The organism is Pseudomonas sp. LBUM1678 (assembly GCF_059695575.1).
In genome coordinates, this window is the sequence record NZ_CP166775.1 from 790,696 (window position 1) to 807,291 (window position 16,596).

Below are 16,596 nucleotides of genomic sequence, written 5' to 3' on the forward strand. Positions count from 1 at the left end.
CTGACGACCCTGGAACGCATGATCATGGAAAGATACCTGAACTTCGTCGAGCGCTATGCGCGGGCGATCGTTTTCCTGCTGGTGGCGGTCACGGCGTATTTCACTTATACGCTGGGCTCGCTGATCTCCGACACCAACCCTTATCTGCTCAAGGAAAGCCATCCGGCGCGCAAAACCATCATCGATCTGCAAAGCGAGTTCACCGGTACGTTTGACTCGGTGATGGTGGCCATCAACAACCCGCAGACGGTGTTCAACAAGCCGACCCTCAACGCACTGTTTTCGATGTCGCAATCGGTGCGCAAAATGATCCTGGCCAACGACGCCGACAAGGAGCAGTTGGCGCAAATCGTCGCCAGGTATCCGGACGACAGTCGTGCGCAGTTGTTGGCGCGGGACATACTGGAGAACGGTTTTTCCCAGAATGACTACGCCCAGGCCAAGGCTCTGCGTGATTACGCCCAGAGCCAGAACTGGGATGCCCATGATCAGCTGTTCCTTAGCTTTCTCGCCGAGCGGATTAACCCGATTCGCGAAATGGCTTCCATGGGTGATCTGGAAAACATCGTGCTGACCCACGATGGCGAGTTGCTGATCCACAAGACCCTCAACGCCTACGACATGGACCCGGCGTTGGTCGAGTCGCAGATCATGGGCAACGAGCTGATGGTCGACGGTGTGGTCTCCAAGGACAAGAAAGTCGCGATGCTGGTGGCCGAACTGGGCACCAAGCAAGACGATGCCCAGGCGCAACTGCGCGCCTATCAGATTGTGCGTGGCATCGTCGCGGACTATCAGGCGGCGCACCCCGAGTTCAAGGACGAGATTTTCATTGCCGGCATGCCGATCTTCATCGCGGCCCAGCAAGAGATCATTGACCATGACCTGGCGGTGCTGTTTCCGATTGTCTTTTTGCTGATCACCCTGCTGTTGATTTTCTTCTTCCGCAAACCGCTGGGCGTGCTGTTGCCGCTGTTCAACATTCTGTTCTGTACCATCTGGACGCTCGGCCTGATGGCCCTGTTGCGAGTGCCCTTCGACTTGCTGACCAGCGTACTTCCAGTGTTTCTGTTCACCATTTGCTGCTCGGATGCGATCCATGTGATGGCCGAGTATTACGAGCAGAAAAACGCCGGTAAAAGTAACCGCGAAGCCAATCGCGAGACGCAACGGTTGATGGTGGTGCCGGTGGTGTTGACGACGGTGACCACCATCGCCACCTTCATGATTTCCACCACCAATAACATTGTCAGCATCCGCAATTTCGGCGTGTTCATGTCCATCGGCTTGACGGCGGCGCTGATCATTTCACTGTTGCTGATTCCCGCCTGGATCTCGATCTGGGGCAAGGATCAAACCCCGAAAACCCTGGCCGCGGTACACAAGGAGTCGATCATCTCGCGCTATCTGGTGGCGTTTTGTGCGCGACTGATTCAGTGGCGCAAACCGATCTTGATAGTGACCCTGCCGTTGCTGGCCCTGATGACGGTGTTCACCTTCCGTGTCGATATCGAAGACTCGGGCATTGCCTACTTCAAGCCCGAGAGTCATATCCGCGTTTCGGACCAGTTCATCAACAACGCCAGGGTCGCGGGCACGGCACCGGGCTGGATCGCCATCGACAGCAAAGAGCCGCGCGGCGTGCTGACCACCGAAGTGGTGCAGTTCATCGACAAGCTCGACCACTTCATCAAGCAGCAGCCGCATGTCAGTTACGGCTACTCCCTGGCCACTTACGTCAAGCGCATGAACCTGGTGCTCAACGACATGAACCCCGACTTCTTGCGCGTGCCCCAGGCACTGGAACAGGTGACGTCGGTCAATGACGAGGGACAGGTCGAGCGGTTCGAGGTGCCGGGCAATTCGCTGATCGAGCAACACGTGATGCTGTTCGAGAACGGCGGTGGTTCGGACCTCAATAACGTACTCAACGCCGACTATTCCAAGGCGCTGACGCTGTACACCATGACGTCGTCGGTGGCCAGCGATTACCAGGGCATGCTGGATCGGCTCGATGCCTGGTTGCTGGTGAACAAACCGGCCAACCTCGAAGTGACGCACGCCGGCACGCCGTTGATCTGGACCGGCGTATTGCAGGAAATCACCCAGGGTCAGGTCCTGAGTTTCTCCCTGGCGTTGGTGGTGGTCACGCTGATGATGATGTATTGGCTCAAGTCGGTACGGTTGGGCGTTCTCGGCATGCTTACCCTATTGACCACCTCGGTAACGGTCTATGGCTTCATGTTCCTGTTCGGCATCGAGCTGAACATCGGTACGACGCTGGTGACGTTCCTGGTGGTCGGCGTGGTCGATTACGCGGTGCACCTGCTGTCACGGATCAAATTGCTGGTGCAGCAAGGGATTCATATCGATGCAGCCATTTTGCAGGCGATGCACAGCGTCGGCCGTTCGACCGTGGTCAACGTGGTGATTTTCTCCGTGGGCTTCATGGCGCTGCTGTTTTCCGACTTCAAGCCGATTGTCGATCTGGGCGCACTCGTTGCGATGGCACTGTTTTCCAGCGGTGTCATGACCATTCTGCTGGTGACGCTAGTGTCGCCGTGGTTCTTCGCGGCGATTGTTCCGGTCGCGCCGGTGCCTGGGCAAGATCGAGCAGTGGGGAAGCCCGCCTTGAGCTGACCTGATGACCGGCAACGCAGGTGCGCAAGTGACCTGCGAGCCGGGTCATCCAGCGCAGCAGCGTATTCAGTTCAGTGTATTGCCCGGGTTTTTTTCGCCATAGCGGGCGATACGCTCGAACTGACATTCCTCTCTGGCATCGTTGAGGTTGTTTTCGAACGCTTCGAGGCCGTCGTGCAATTGCTCAAGAGCGCCGATCTGGGAGACCAGCTCGGCCTTTTTTTCGGCGATCGCTTTTTGCGCCATGTCCCACGGGAATTCATCACCGTGGTAGTTGTTCAACATCACCTGCAGCTCTTTGAGCTTGAAACCCAGTTGCTGGGCGCACTTGATGAACGTCAACACCTCGACACTCTGCTGGCTGTAGATGCGGTATTTGCCTTCACGCTTGGGCTCGGGCAACAGGCCGATTTCTTCGTAATGGCGAATGCTTTTGACTGTGGTGCCCGACAGCTGGGCGGCTTTGCCGATATACATAAAGATCCGTCTCGATGATCAAACAGGGCGTAGCGCGACCAGGCCTCATGCCTGATCGGAGGGAATAATATAGTGAATAACATTCAAAGGTTGCAGCTGCGTGTAAATGACGCGCACAAGCGACGAACGACCGCTTGAAGGGGACGTGGGGAGGCTGACGACGTCGAGCGCGCCGTCAGCAAACAACGAGCGGGACGTCAGCTGCCGGCGGTGACCCGGGCCTGTTCCAGCCAGGCGTCGCGCTGAGTCGACTTGGAGCCCAGGATCGGCCCGAAAGTCAGGGTCTTCAACGGCTTGATGCCGCAGAACTCCAGGGTCGTCTTGCGCATCTGGTGCAGGCCGGGCATGCGATAGACCCATTTGTAATACCAGGGCGGCGTGTCCATGGTCACCAGCAAATGCGCAGTCCGGCCCTTGAGCAGTTTGTCGGGGAAGGCCTTGCCTTCACGGTATTTGAAGGCAAAACCGGGCAGGAAAATGCGGTCGAGAAAGCCCTTCATCAACGCCGGTATCCCACCCCACCAGATCGGATAAACGAATGTCAGGTGTTCGGCCCAGGTGATATCGGCCTGGGCTTTCAGCAGGTCCGGCTCCAGCGGCTGAATAGTGTTATAGCCGTCGTGCAAGACCGGATCAAAGTCCAGCGCATCCAGACGCAGTAGCCGCACCTCGTGACCAGCATCCTTGGCGGCCTGGACGTAACTTTCGCTCAGCGCGCCGCAGAAGCTGTCGGTGGAGGGGTGACCCAGAATCACGAGCATTCGTTTGCTCATCGCGTGTACTCCTGAAATGAAGCTCGCAGCATAGAGTCTGCCCCTAACGGTAGAGTCAAGGCGTTCTCGGCGTCAGCGCCTCCAGCAAGGCCCGGGCGTAACCGGGCAGGCTGTCGAAGTCGCGGGCACAGATTTTCAGGGTGCGGTTGGCCCAGTCTTCGGGAAGAGCGCGGGTCGTGACCCCTTGGGCTTGTGGCCAGCGCTCGATGGCCATCCGCGGCACAATGGCCAGCCCTGCACCGCGCGCGACCATCCGAATGACCCCGTCGAAGCCGTCAGCGCGAATACGGATAGGCATGCGCTGGCCAATGTGCAAGGCCTGTTCTTCCAGGTGGATCGCCAATGCACTGCTGGCGCCCAGCGCCACATAGTCATGGCTCAAGGTGTCGGCGAAGGTCAGTGACGGCTGTTCGGCCAGTGGATGGTCGGAAGGCAGGATCAACAGCAGCGGGTCATCGCGAAACGGCCGGGTCTGCAAATCATCGGTGTCCACCGCGTCGGACACGATCCCGAGGTCTGCCGCGCCGTGGCGCAACGCATGGGTTATGCGGGCGCTGGGCAACTCTTGAAGGTCGATGTCGAGGTTCGGATGTTCGCGCAGAAAGTCAGCGAGCAACTCCGGCAGGTATTCGGTGATCGCGGTGGTGTTGCACAACAACCGGACCTGACCTTTGACGCCCTTGGCGTATTCGGCCAGGTCCTGTTGCATGCGTTCGGCTTGTTGCAGCAGGGCCCGGGCGTGTTTTGCCAACGCTTTACCTGCGGGGGTCGGGGTGACACCGCGACGACCACGGTCCAGAAATTCAATGCCGAGCGAAGATTCCATGGCGCGGATGCGTGCGCTCGCCGCTGCCAGGGATAAATGGCTGCGGACGGCACCGGCGGTGATGTTGCCGGTGTCGAGGATGTTCAGGTAGAGGCGCAGGTCGGTCAGGTCGAAGTGCATTGTTTCTGCCTCTGGATGTTTGTTGTCTGGGCGGGCGCCTTCGCGGGCAAGCCTCGCTCCTACAGTTGACCGCGTCGTCCGAACTGACTCGGCCTACTGTAGGAGCGAGGCTTGCCCGCGAAGGCGTCGGTTGCATCAATACATTCTTCAGCCTCTGCCAAATCAAGAGGCAACCTCAGTATATGGCAGATTTTCAACCGGCCAATCCAGGCTCACGATAGCCCCATGAATACTCTCGCCGCGTTCTATCAAAACCTCGGTCTGGCCCTTTCCTTGCTGGTCATCGCCACTTTTTTACTGGCCGGCATGATCAAAGGCGTCATCGGCCTCGGCTTACCCACCATCGCCATGGGCCTGCTCGGTCTGGCTATGGCACCCTCGCAGGCTGCGGCGCTGTTGATCATTCCGGCAACCCTCACCAATGTCTGGCAACTGGCATTCGGTGGGCATTTGCTCGGCTTGATCAAACGGTTGTGGCCAATGCTCCTGGCGATCTTCATCGGCACCGGGGCGGGCACGGTGTGGATCGGCATGGCCGGAGGTCACTGGGTGGTGCGGGCGTTGGGAGGGGCGCTGTTGCTCTATGCGCTGAGCGGTTTATTCCTGCCGACCTTGCGCGTCGAGGGAAGAACCGAACGCTGGCTCGGTTCGCTGTGCGGAGTGCTGACAGGCGTTATCACATCAGCCACCGGCGTCTTCGTGATTCCGGCGGTGCCGTACCTGCAAGCATTGGGCTTGAGCAAAGATGAACTGGTGCAGGCGCTCGGCCTGTCGTTCACCGTCTCGACCCTCGCCCTGGCCGCCGGCCTGTTATGGCGCGGCGCCCTCGGCGGTGGCGAGTTAGGTGCGTCGTTACTGGCGTTGATCCCGGCAGTGCTTGGCATGTTGCTTGGCCAATGGTTGCGTCAGCGGATCAGCGCCGTGCTGTTCAAGCGCGTGTTCTTCATCGGCCTCGGCGTGCTCGGCAGCCACCTGCTGATCAGCGGGTAGCGGAAGACGGGCTAAGCATCTTGACGGCGCGAATGTCGAAATCCCGCTCCAGGTACTCCATGCGCACCTCACGGAATTGCTGCATGTGCGGCAGGTTCGAGTGCACGTCGAGGTGGGCCTGGGACTGCCAGATCTCGTAAAAGATAAACAGGGTCGGGTCCTGTTTGTCGCGCAGCATGTGGTACTCGATGCAGCCGGGCTCGGCCCGACTCGCCTCTACATGGCCGCTGAAAAACGCTTCGAAGGCGTCGGATTTTTCCGGGCGGGTCTTGGCGTGCAGGATGAAGCCTTGCATTTCACTCATCAGAAATCTCCTCAAGTCAGAGTCGGCGCAAGTTTATGGCAACAATCGCCGGTCGATTCGTGCGTATTGGTCAAATGAATTTTGCGAATTCAACGCTTTTTCCGCGCGAGGCAGGTCGTTACTCTGCCGCCATCGAATTTCCAACCTTCCGAGACTGCTCATGAAAAAAGTCCTGTTGCTCAATGGCGGCAAAAAGTTCGCCCACTCTGATGGCCGCTACAACACCACCCTGCATGAAGCCGCGCTGAGCGTGCTGGATCGTGGTGGTGTCGACGTGAAAGCCACTTTTATCGACGAGGGGTACGACGTTGCCGAAGAAGTTGCCAAGTTCCTCTGGGCCGATGTGATCATTTATCAGATGCCTGGCTGGTGGATGGGCGCGCCGTGGACCGTGAAAAAGTACATCGACGAAGTCTTCACCGAAGGCCACGGAAGCCTCTACGCCAGCGACGGCCGCACCCGTTCCGACGCCTCGCAAAAGTACGGCAGCGGTGGATTGGTGCACGGCAAGCAATACATGTTGTCGTTGACCTGGAACGCACCGCAGCAAGCCTTTGACGACCCGACCGATTTCTTCGAAGGCAAGGGCGTGGACGCGGTGTACTTCCCGTTTCACAAGGCCAACGAGTTCCTCGGCATGACCGGTTTGCCGACCTTCCTGGCGGTCGATGTGATGAAACGTCCGGATATCGAGGGTGATGTGGCGCGTTATGAGCAGCATTTGACTGAGGTGTTTGGCCTCAAGGCTTAAGGCTCGGCTACTATCGATGTCTTGAGCGGACGCTGATTTGTGGCGAGGGAGCTTGCTCCCGCTGGTGCGCGAAGCGGACCCCAACCAATGAACGCGGTGGTTCAGTTAGACCATGGCGCCTGATTTCACGACGGCTTCGCCGCCGAGCGGGAGCAAGCTCCCTCGCCACATGGATTTCCTCTGTACATTAGAGCTGCGCAGAATTATCGATAAGGGACACACGTGAAAGCCAGATCCGATGAGTTGCAGATTTTCGTCTGCGTGATTGAGTGTGGGTCGATCTCCGCTGCCGCCGAACAGGTCGGGCAGACGCCTTCGGCGGTCAGCCGCACGCTGTCGCGGCTGGAGGCCAAACTCGATACCACGCTGATCAACCGCACCACGCGGCGCATGGACTTGACGGAGGAAGGCAAGTATTTCTTTGAACACGCCAAGCTGATTCTCGATCAGATGGACGAACTCGAAGAACGCCTGACCTCACGCCAGCAAACCCCGTCCGGGCGTTTGCGGATCAACGCCGCGTCGCCGTTCATGCTGCACGCCATCGTGCCCTACATCGACGAGTTCCGCTGCCTCTACCCGGACATCCAGCTCGAACTCAACAGCAACGACCTGATCATCGACTTGCTCGAACAAAGCACCGACATCGCCATCCGCATCGGCACACTGGCCGACTCGACGTTGCATGCGCGCTCGCTGGGTTGCAGCCCGCTGCACATCGTCGCCAGCCCGGCGTACCTTGAGCAACACGGCACGCCGAAGGCGGTTGCGGACCTGACCGGGCATGCGTTGCTGGGTTTTACCCAGAACGAAGGCCTCAACCAGTGGCCGCTGCGGTATGTGCACGGTGATCGTTGGCCGATTCAGGCTTCGATCAGTGCCTCTAGCGGCGAGACGATCCGGCATTTGGCGCTGGAAGGCCAGGGCATTGCCTGCCTGTCGCACTTCATGACGATCGACGACATTCGCGCCGGGCGATTGCAGGTGCTGCTGGCGGATTTCAACAGCGGCTATCGCCAGCCGATCAACGCGGTGTATTACCGCAACTCGCAACTTGCCCTGCGTATCCAGTGCTTCCTGGACTTCATCCAAGGCAAATTGGCGGCTTATGCCAATGCGGACTTCAAAGGCTGATTCGTGAGTCCTGCGCAAGAGTGATTTGGGTCAGCGGGTCTGTTTCGCCACGGGACGGTCCTCGATACTCAATGCATCACTTATTCACGCAGGGAGTTTCTCCATGAACGTATTCGTTACCGGCGCCGCTGGATTCATCGGCGGCTCCATCGCCACCGGTCTCGTCCGGGCGGGCCACAAGGTCACCGGCCTGGTTCGCAACGCCGAACAAGCCACTGAACTGAGCGCACTGGGCATCACCCCGGTGATCGGCACTCTTGACGACAGCGCACTATTGACCGAACAAGCCCGCGCAGCCGATGCCGTGATCAACGCCGCCAGCAGCGACCATCGCGGCGCGGTGGAAGCCTTGCTCAATGCCTTGCGCGGCTCCCACAAAGTGTTCCTGCACACCAGCGGTTCGAGCATCGTCGGCGATGCGTCGGGCGGCAAATCCAGCGACGTCATCTATTTCGAAGACAACCTGCCGGAGCCGACGGTGGACAAGGCTGCCCGCGTGGCCGTCGACAACCTGATCCTCGCGGCGGCGAAAGACGGCGTGAACTCGGGCGTCATCTGCAACACCCTGATTTACGGCCACAGCCTGGGTGTCAATCGCGACAGCGTGCAGCTGCCGCGTTTGCTGAAACAGGCGCGTAAAAGCGGCGTGGTTCGGCATGTCGGCACGGGGCAGAACATCTGGTCCAACGTACACATCGAAGACGTGGTTTCCCTCTATTTGTTGGCGCTGAGCAAAAACGTACCGGGCACGTTCTACTTCGTCGAAAGCGGTGAAGCGTCGTTCATCGACATGACCACTGCCATGGCTGAAGCCCTGAAACTCGGCAAGGCGCAGGACTGGCCGTTGAAAGAGGCCGAAGCCGAATGGGGTTATGAAATGGCCAACTATGGTCTGGGCTCCAACAGCCGGGTTCGCGGCAAGCATGCGCGTGAGTTGTTGGGCTGGGTGCCGAAGCGGACGTCGGTGGTTGAATGGATTCGGGACGAGATGGTTTGAGTTCGCTCTAGACCGCGTCGCTGCAATCGCGAGCAGGCTCGCTCCCACATTTGATCTTCATAGGACACAGATTTTGTGTGCAACGGAGATCTACTGTGGGAGCGAGCCTGCTCGCGATTGCGTTTTCAGCAAACCAACAACTGGCCGGGTCGCCCCCTATTCCGTAACATCCGCTCCCTCCTTCTCTGTTGTGTCCGATCCTCCATGAAACCAAAACGTCTGCGCGCCGATGTCCTGGCCGGACTCACCACCTCTTTCGCCCTGCTACCCGAATGCATTGCCTTCGCGCTGGTGGCTCACCTCAATCCGCTGATGGGGCTTTACGGTGCTTTCATCATTTGCACCCTGACCGCGCTGTTCGGCGGGCGACCGGGGATGGTGTCGGGTGCGGCCGGTTCGATGGCGGTGGTGATCGTCGCGTTGGTAGTGCAGCACGGCGTGCAGTATCTGCTCGCGACAGTGTTGCTCGGGGGCCTGATCATGCTGGCGTTCGGGTTGCTGAGGCTGGGCAAACTGGTGCGGATGGTGCCGCATCCGGTGATGCTCGGCTTCGTCAACGGCCTGGCGATCATCATTGCGCTGGCGCAACTCGAGCACTTTAAAAGCGGTGACGACTGGCTCAGCGGCATGCCGTTGTACATGATGACCGGGTTGGTGGTGCTGACGATGGCGATCGTTTACCTGCTGCCGCGCCTGACGCGTGCCGTGCCGCCGGCGCTGGTGGCGATCCTGAGTGTCGGGCTGGCGGTTTACCTGCTCGGCCTGCCGACGCGCACCTTGGGCGATATGGCGCACATCGCCGGCGGCTTGCCGACGTTTGCGCTGCCAGAGATTCCGTGGAGCCTGGACACCCTGCGCATCATCGCGCCTTACGCGATATTGATGGCGCTGGTCGGCCTGCTGGAAACCTTGCTGACCCTGAACCTCACCGACGAGATCACCGAGAGCCGTGGCTTCCCGGATCGCGAGTGCGTGGCGTTGGGTGCGGCCAACATGGTCTCGGGTGTGTTTGGTGGCATGGGTGGCTGCGCGATGATCGGCCAGACCGTTATCAACCTCAGTTCCGGTGGTCGTGGACGGTTGTCCGGTGTGGTGGCCGGGGTGCTGATTCTGCTGTTCATTCTGTTTCTGTCGCCGCTGATCGAGCGCATTCCGTTGGCCGCACTGGTCGGCGTGATGTTTGTGGTGTCGCAACAGACGTTCGCCTGGGCTTCGTTGCGGGTGGTGAACAAGGTGCCGCTGAACGATGTCTTGGTGATTGTCGCGGTCACGGTCATCACCGTGTTCACCGATCTGGCCACTGCCGTGCTGTGCGGGATCATCATTGCCGCGCTCAACTTTGCCTGGCAGCAGGCCCGCGAGCTGTATGCCGATGCTCATGTCGAGGCTGACGGCAGCAAGCTCTATCACCTTCACGGCACGCTGTTCTTTGCCTCGACCACGCCGTTTCTCAATCAGTTCGATCCTGCCAACGATCCGCCTGTCGTGACCATCGACTGCCGCCACCTGAGCTTTGTCGACTATTCGGCCATCGCCGCGCTCAAGACGCTGCGTGAGCGCTACGCCAAGGCCGGCAAGCATCTGCGCGTCCTGCACTTGTCCGAGCGCTGCAAGAAGTTGCTCAAACGCGCTCGCGTCAGTCATGACTGAGAGTGCTAGCCGATCGTTCCCATGCTCCGCGTGGGAATGCCTCACCGGACGCTCTGCGTCCGCGTCTGGGACGCAGAGCGTCCCCGGCTGCATTCCCACGCAGAGCATGGGAACGATCAGCATGAGGATGATGTAAATACGCCTGCCTGATTTTCATATCCACCGACCTCGCATACCTCTGTGCGACATCCCTTACCTCTGCACGAAAATAACTTTCACCTCGTTTGAAAATCACGCTTCGAAATGATTTAAGAGTTTCACAAAACTTTCGACGTGACCCTTTCGAGGAGTACCGCATGACCCTGTCCTTCGGCTATTGGCTGCTGGTGTATGCCGCCATCGCCATCATTGCCCTGATCGTTCTGATCGCCCGCTACCGACTCAATCCCTTCATTGTGATCACCTTGGTGTCCATCGGCCTCGCGCTGCTGGCGGGCATGCCGCCGTCCGGCGTAGTCGGCGCGTACGAGGCCGGGGTCGGCAAGACGCTGGGGCACATCGCGCTGGTCGTGGCGCTGGGCACGATGCTCGGCAAGATGATGGCCGAGTCCGGCGGCGCCGAGCAGGTGGCGCGGACCTTGATCGACCGGTTCGGCGAGAAGAACGCGCACTGGGCGATGGTCTGCATCGCCTTCCTGGTTGGGTTGCCGCTGTTCTTCGAGGTCGGTTTTGTGTTGCTGGTACCGATCGCCTTTACTGTGGCGCGGCGTGTCGGCGTGTCGATCCTGATGGTTGGCTTGCCGATGGTCGCCGGTCTGTCGGTGGTGCATGCGCTGGTGCCACCGCACCCGGCGGCGATGCTGGCGGTGCAGGTGTATCAGGCGTCGGTGGGGCAGACCTTGCTTTACGCGATTCTGATCGGCATTCCGACCGCGATCATTGCTGGTCCGCTGTACGCCAAGTTCATCGTGCCGCGCATTCAACTGCCGGCGGAAAACCCGCTGGAACGGCAGTTCCTCGACCGCGAACCGCGGGACAGCCTGCCGGGTTTCGGCATCACCATGGCGACCATTTTGCTGCCGGTGGTGCTGATGCTGATCGGCGGCTGGGCCAACCTGATCTCCACGCCGGGCAGCGGTTTTAACCAGTTCCTGTTGTTCATCGGCAACTCGGTGATTGCCTTGCTTTTGGCGACGCTGCTGAGTTTCTGGACCCTCGGCATCGCCCAAGGCTTCAACCGCGAATCGATCCTCAAGTTCACCAATGAATGCCTGGCACCGACCGCCAGCATCACCTTGCTGGTCGGCGCCGGCGGTGGTTTGAACCGGATTCTGGTGGACGCCGGGGTGACCAACCAGATCGTCAGCCTGGCCGACGAATTTCACCTGTCGCCGTTGATCATGGGTTGGCTGTTTGCCGCGTTGATGCGCATCGCCACCGGTTCTGCCACCGTGGCAATGACCACCGCCTCGGGCATTGTGGCGCCGGTGGCCATCGGTCTGGGTTATCCGCATCCGGAGTTGCTGGTGCTGGCGACCGGTGCCGGGTCGGTTATCTTTTCCCACGTCAACGACGGCGGCTTCTGGTTGATCAAGGAATACTTCAACATGACCGTCGCCCAGACCTTCAAGACCTGGACCGTGCTCGAGACCATTATTTCGGTGGTCGCTTTCGCGCTGACCGTCGGTCTTTCCTACCTGATTTAACCGGAGCCGCCTGCCATGGACATCCTCTATCAGATCCGCGCCCGACAGGATTCCTTCAGTGCCGGGGAAAGACGCATCGCGCGGCTGATGCTCGACGACGTCGGCTTTGCCTCCGCCGCCAGCCTCGATGAGCTGGCGCAGCGAGCGGAAGTCAGCACTGCCACGCTGTCGCGGTTTGCCCGCACGGTGGGCTGTCGCGACCTGCGCGATCTGCGCCTGCAACTGGCCCAGGCCAGCGGTGTCGGCAGCCGTTTTCTCGACCCGGCGGGCACGCCGGATCAGTCGGCGTTTTACGGGCAGATCGTCGGTGATATCGAGTCGACCTTGCGCCAGCACTTGTCGGCGTTCGACGAGTCGCGTTTCGCCGATGCGGTGAAACTGCTGGGCAAGGCGCGGATGATTCATGCGTTCGGAATGGGCGGTTGCTCGACCTTGTGCAGCGACGAACTGCAAGTGCGGCTGGTGCGATTCGGCTACCCGGTTGCGGCATGCCACGACCCGGTGATGATGCGCGTCACTGCCGCCAGCCTCGATGCCGAACGCGCCGTGATTGCCTGCTCGCTGACCGGCATCACCCCGGAACTCATCGAAGCCGTCGAACTGGCCCGCAACTACGGCGCACGGATTATCGCCATCACCCGCGCCGATTCGCCGCTGGCGCAATTGGCGGATGTGCTGCTGCCGCTGCAAGGCGTCGAGACCTCGTTCATCTACAAACCCACGGCGGCGCGCTACGGCATGCTGCTGGCCATCGACGTACTTGCCACCGAGCTGGCGCTGGCCAATCCTGAAGACAATCAAGAACGTCTGCGGCGGATCAAACTCGCCCTCGACGATTACCGCGGCGGCGACGATCACTTGCCGCTGGGAGACTGACATGATGTACGACACGCTGATTCGCAACGCCTTGGTCATCGATGGCAGCAACAGCCCGGGTTATCCCGCCGATGTGGGGATTCTGAAGGGCCGTATCGAGCGCATCGGCGACTTGCACGATGCCACCGCCAACGAACAAATCGACGCCGCCGGCCGCGTACTTGCACCTGGTTTTATCGATGTGCACACCCACGACGACACGGTGGTGATTCGTCAGCCGCAGATGCTGCCCAAGCTCAGCCAGGGCGTGACCACGGTGATTGTCGGCAACTGCGGAATCAGCGCGTCACCGGTGAGTCTGCGTGGCGATCCGCCGGACCCGATGAACCTGCTCGGCACCTCGGCGGCTTTTGTTTACCCGACATTCAGTGATTACCGCGCAGCGGTCGAAGCGGCGAACACCACGCTGAATGTCGCCGCACTGGTGGGCCATACCGCCTTGCGCAGCAACCACCTCGACGACCTGTTTCGCACCGCAACGGCGGATGAAATCCGCGCGATGCGCGAGCAACTGCGCGAAAGTCTCGAGGCCGGCGCCTTGGGCTTATCCACCGGTCTGGCCTACGCCAGTGCGTTTTCGGCGACCACCGATGAAGTGATGCAACTGACTGAAGAACTGACGGCATTCGGCGCGGTGTACACCACCCATTTGCGCAGCGAATTCGAACCAGTGCTGGCGGCCATGGACGAGGCCTTCCAGATCGGCCGACATGCGAAATCCCCGGTGATCATTTCCCACCTCAAATGCGCGGGGGCCGGCAACTGGGGGCGTAGTCCGCAACTGCTGGCCTCGCTTGAGGAGGCTGCGAAAACTCATCCGGTGGGCTGCGATTGTTATCCCTACGCGGCGAGTTCTTCGACCCTGGACCTCAAGCAAGTCACCGACGCCCATCGCATCACCATCACCTGGTCAACGCCGCACCCGGAGCTGGGCGGTCGCGACCTGATGGACATCGCCGCCGAATGGAACGTGCCCCTGCTCGACGCTGCCCGCCGACTGCAACCGGCGGGCGCGGTGTACTACGGAATGGACGAGTCCGATGTAAGAAGAATCCTCGCCCATCCGTTGTCGATGGTCGGGTCTGACGGCTTGCCGGAAGACCCGTTTCCGCATCCGCGCTTGTGGGGCGCCTTCCCACGGGTGCTTGGGCATTTCAGTCGCGACGTCGGGCTGTTTCCGCTGCACACCGCGGTACACAAAATGACTGGGCTGTCGGCGGCGCGCTTTGGCTTGAAGCAACGGGGTGAAATCCGTGAAGGACATTGGGCAGACCTGGTGTTGTTCGATCCGTTGACCATTCGTGACGTAGCAGATTTTCGTGACCCGCAACGGGCGGCGGAGGGGATTGAGGGCGTGTGGGTCAACGGGGTATTGAGTTACAGCGAAGGCCAGGCGAACGGCAAACGGGAAGGACGGTTTCTGGCGCGGGAAGGGGATTTGCGTGACGGGTTTCAATGAGGCGGGTGCAATGATGGCGTTGTGAGATTAAAGAATCTCACCGCCAAGCCGAAGTGCTGACATTCAAAGGATTTGGCGTCAGCCGCCGAGGGGATTCATGCAACGCATTACTTTACTGGCCGCGATCACGCTGTTGGCCGGATGTGTCAGCCCTCAGGCACGGCAGGCAGCGCAAGCCGAAAAAACTTATGGCGGGTTGCTTTCCCGTCCCATCGCCGTTGACTCAGTCATGCGCGAAGGCGACGTCCTGACTTTTCAGCTCAGCAAGTTCGGTGCGGCGCAGAAAGGCGCCGGACTGGCCGCTCAACTGGAAGCGTCCTGCACAGCGCCGCAAGCCAGCCTGCTCTACCTGACGGGTGACGGACGCCTGTATACAGGAGCCAACAATCAGCAGTACACCGCGGGCCAGCCGATTCCGGCGACCATCTACCCAGTGTTGAAAAACAATCCGGACTTCATCAAGGCCTGCGCAAATACACCGAAATCGGACTGGCGCCTCGTTAACGGCAGTGGCGACCAGCAGTGGGTGTTGCTGGATCGTAACAGCCTCAAGGCTGACGGGGCCGAGATCCGCTTCTGGGCGGCTTACGATAGCCCTGTCGTCGGCCTTGGTGAGCGTTACAACGCGCCCTCTGCGCAAAAACGTGAACGCTACGCCGTCGATTGCGCCCAGCAAAGTTATCGTCGGGTAGCCGTGTACGACGTGAATGCCAGCAACACCGTGACCGATGGGCAGGATAATTTCCCGCTCGCGCCACAAGCCATTTCCGGCAGCAACGAGAACCATCAGCGGTTATTCGGGTTGGTCTGCGGGAGGCCCGAAGCGGTGTCGCAATTGCCGGTATTTATCCCGCGTGCGAAAAAAACCTCACCCGTGTCACTGCCTCCGTTGTCTGACGCGGTCGCGTCCGCGATTCAGGCCTTGAACCTGCCGTCACCGATCAAGACACTGAGCTACCTGGAAGTGGTCGGAACTCACACCTATAAGGGAAAGAGCAGTGAGCTGCGTCAGGAGTATTTCATCGATGTCGACAAGGCTTCTCAGCAATTGAGCGAGCGTTCTGTGGGGAAGGGGTTCGAGCAAAATCAAATCAGTTTCAGGGGATTGTTTTCCCTGACGGAGCAAATGCGCTTCACCGTTCTGACGGACACTTCCGTCAGAGACATCAGCAGCACCACCAGCCTGATTTTTCATGGCGACTGGCGACAGATGCCGATCAACAGCCAGGTGGGTTTCAGCACCAAGTACCGCAACGTCAACTCGATCCTCGGTGAAACTAACCGGTACGAATCCTCCATGGACTGCACAGTTGCCCGTGACTTACCGGCCAGCGAGCTTAATGCAAGCCTGAGCGGCAGCGCCAAAGAGCTCAAATGCCAATTGCAGGCGGCCCAGTACAATCGCCTGAACACCTATTATTATTTGCAGGACTACGGCTACTTCTTCTACGCCCGTACCGACAAAAATGCGGAGTCCTATCAAGACGCAAGCATCAAGACTGCACATTGATGGCTACTCTGTTCTTGAATCAATGCCCGCCGCGTACGGGCCTTACCTACTTGGCGAGAGCGACCCTATGAGCTTCGGCAAAACCACCCCGATCCTGCGGATTTTCGACGAGACCAAGGCATTGGAGTTCTACGTCGACTTCCTGGGGTTCACGGTCGACTGGCAACACCGTTTCGAAGCGAATTTCCCGCTGTACCTGCAAGTCTCCCGTGGCGAATGCGTACTGCACCTGTCCGAGCACCATGGCGACAGCACGCCGGGTTCGGCGTTGCGGATCGAGACCGACGAACTTGAGGCATTTCAGCAGCAACTGCTGGCGAAGGAATATCCGTTTTCCCACCCACAGATCCAGGCCATGCCCTGGGGAAGCCAGGACATGACCATCAGTGATCCGTTCGGCAACCGGTTGGTGTTTACCAACGCGATCTGCATGTAAGCAACGC

Annotated in this window: 15 protein-coding genes; 11 read left to right on the plus strand and 4 right to left on the minus strand. The window is 59.7% G+C overall.

Annotated features, from left to right (window positions below; translation table 11 throughout):
- Positions 1-24: 24 nt before the first annotated feature.
- A complete protein-coding gene (locus tag ACA070_RS03480) occupies positions 25-2,640 on the plus strand; it encodes an efflux RND transporter permease subunit (protein WP_497450048.1) in 2,616 nt (871 codons plus the stop codon).
- 66 nt (positions 2,641-2,706) lie between these two features.
- On the opposite strand, the gene ACA070_RS03485 is transcribed toward ACA070_RS03480, so the two are convergent.
- The 3 genes from ACA070_RS03485 to ACA070_RS03495 all read right to left on the minus strand — a co-directional run bounded on the left by ACA070_RS03485 (position 2,707) and on the right by ACA070_RS03495 (position 4,836).
- Positions 2,707-3,117 carry a MerR family transcriptional regulator gene (locus tag ACA070_RS03485; RefSeq protein ID WP_497450049.1) on the minus strand — a complete coding sequence of 137 codons (411 nt, stop codon included), beginning with the start codon at positions 3,115-3,117 and terminating at the stop codon, positions 2,707-2,709.
- A 197-nt stretch (positions 3,118-3,314) separates the two neighbouring features.
- Entirely contained in the window at positions 3,315-3,890 is a 576-nt protein-coding gene (locus ACA070_RS03490) for an NAD(P)H-dependent oxidoreductase (protein WP_497450050.1), read from the minus strand.
- A 55-nt stretch (positions 3,891-3,945) separates the two neighbouring features.
- Positions 3,946-4,836: a LysR family transcriptional regulator gene (locus ACA070_RS03495; RefSeq protein WP_497450051.1), complete on the minus strand. Its 891-nt coding sequence runs from the start codon at positions 4,834-4,836 to the stop codon at positions 3,946-3,948.
- Positions 4,837-5,061: 225 nt separating this feature from the next.
- Between ACA070_RS03495 and ACA070_RS03500 the strand changes: the two genes are divergently transcribed.
- Positions 5,062-5,826: a sulfite exporter TauE/SafE family protein gene (locus tag ACA070_RS03500; protein ID WP_497450052.1), complete on the plus strand. Its 765-nt coding sequence runs from the start codon at positions 5,062-5,064 to the stop codon at positions 5,824-5,826.
- Here the strand turns inward: ACA070_RS03500 and ACA070_RS03505 are convergent.
- Positions 5,816-6,130 carry a putative quinol monooxygenase gene (locus tag ACA070_RS03505; protein ID WP_497450053.1) on the minus strand — a complete coding sequence of 105 codons (315 nt, stop codon included), beginning with the start codon at positions 6,128-6,130 and terminating at the stop codon, positions 5,816-5,818. The genes ACA070_RS03500 and ACA070_RS03505 overlap by 11 nt on opposite strands.
- A gap of 160 nt (positions 6,131-6,290) precedes the next feature.
- On the opposite strand from ACA070_RS03505, the gene mdaB reads away from it, so the two are divergent.
- The 9 genes from mdaB to ACA070_RS03550 all read left to right on the plus strand — a co-directional run bounded on the left by mdaB (position 6,291) and on the right by ACA070_RS03550 (position 16,589).
- Entirely contained in the window at positions 6,291-6,881 is a 591-nt protein-coding gene (gene mdaB, locus ACA070_RS03510) for an NADPH:quinone oxidoreductase MdaB (protein WP_497450054.1), read from the plus strand.
- A gap of 222 nt (positions 6,882-7,103) precedes the next feature.
- Positions 7,104-8,015, plus strand: a complete 912-nt coding sequence (locus ACA070_RS03515; protein ID WP_497450055.1) for a LysR substrate-binding domain-containing protein — start codon at positions 7,104-7,106, stop codon at positions 8,013-8,015.
- Positions 8,016-8,118: 103 nt separating this feature from the next.
- The gene (locus tag ACA070_RS03520) at positions 8,119-9,012 is read left to right on the plus strand and encodes an NAD-dependent epimerase/dehydratase family protein (RefSeq protein ID WP_497450056.1); all 894 of its coding nucleotides are present in this window, start codon (positions 8,119-8,121) and stop codon (positions 9,010-9,012) included.
- A 204-nt stretch (positions 9,013-9,216) separates the two neighbouring features.
- Positions 9,217-10,662: a SulP family inorganic anion transporter gene (locus tag ACA070_RS03525; RefSeq protein ID WP_497450057.1), complete on the plus strand. Its 1,446-nt coding sequence runs from the start codon at positions 9,217-9,219 to the stop codon at positions 10,660-10,662.
- Between the two features lie 296 nt (positions 10,663-10,958).
- Positions 10,959-12,308: a GntT/GntP/DsdX family permease gene (locus ACA070_RS03530; RefSeq protein ID WP_131060841.1), complete on the plus strand. Its 1,350-nt coding sequence runs from the start codon at positions 10,959-10,961 to the stop codon at positions 12,306-12,308.
- Positions 12,309-12,323: 15 nt separating this feature from the next.
- A complete protein-coding gene (locus ACA070_RS03535; protein ID WP_497450058.1) occupies positions 12,324-13,184 on the plus strand; it encodes a MurR/RpiR family transcriptional regulator in 861 nt (286 codons plus the stop codon).
- A 1-nt stretch (position 13,185) separates the two neighbouring features.
- Entirely contained in the window at positions 13,186-14,643 is a 1,458-nt protein-coding gene (locus ACA070_RS03540; protein ID WP_497450059.1) for an N-acyl-D-amino-acid deacylase family protein, read from the plus strand.
- Positions 14,644-14,740: 97 nt separating this feature from the next.
- The gene (locus ACA070_RS03545; RefSeq protein WP_497450060.1) at positions 14,741-16,153 is read left to right on the plus strand and encodes a hypothetical protein; all 1,413 of its coding nucleotides are present in this window, start codon (positions 14,741-14,743) and stop codon (positions 16,151-16,153) included.
- 67 nt (positions 16,154-16,220) lie between these two features.
- On the plus strand, positions 16,221-16,589 hold the full coding sequence (locus ACA070_RS03550) for a glyoxalase superfamily protein (RefSeq protein WP_461984060.1): 369 nt from the start codon (positions 16,221-16,223) through the stop codon (positions 16,587-16,589).
- Positions 16,590-16,596: the final 7 nt, after the last annotated feature.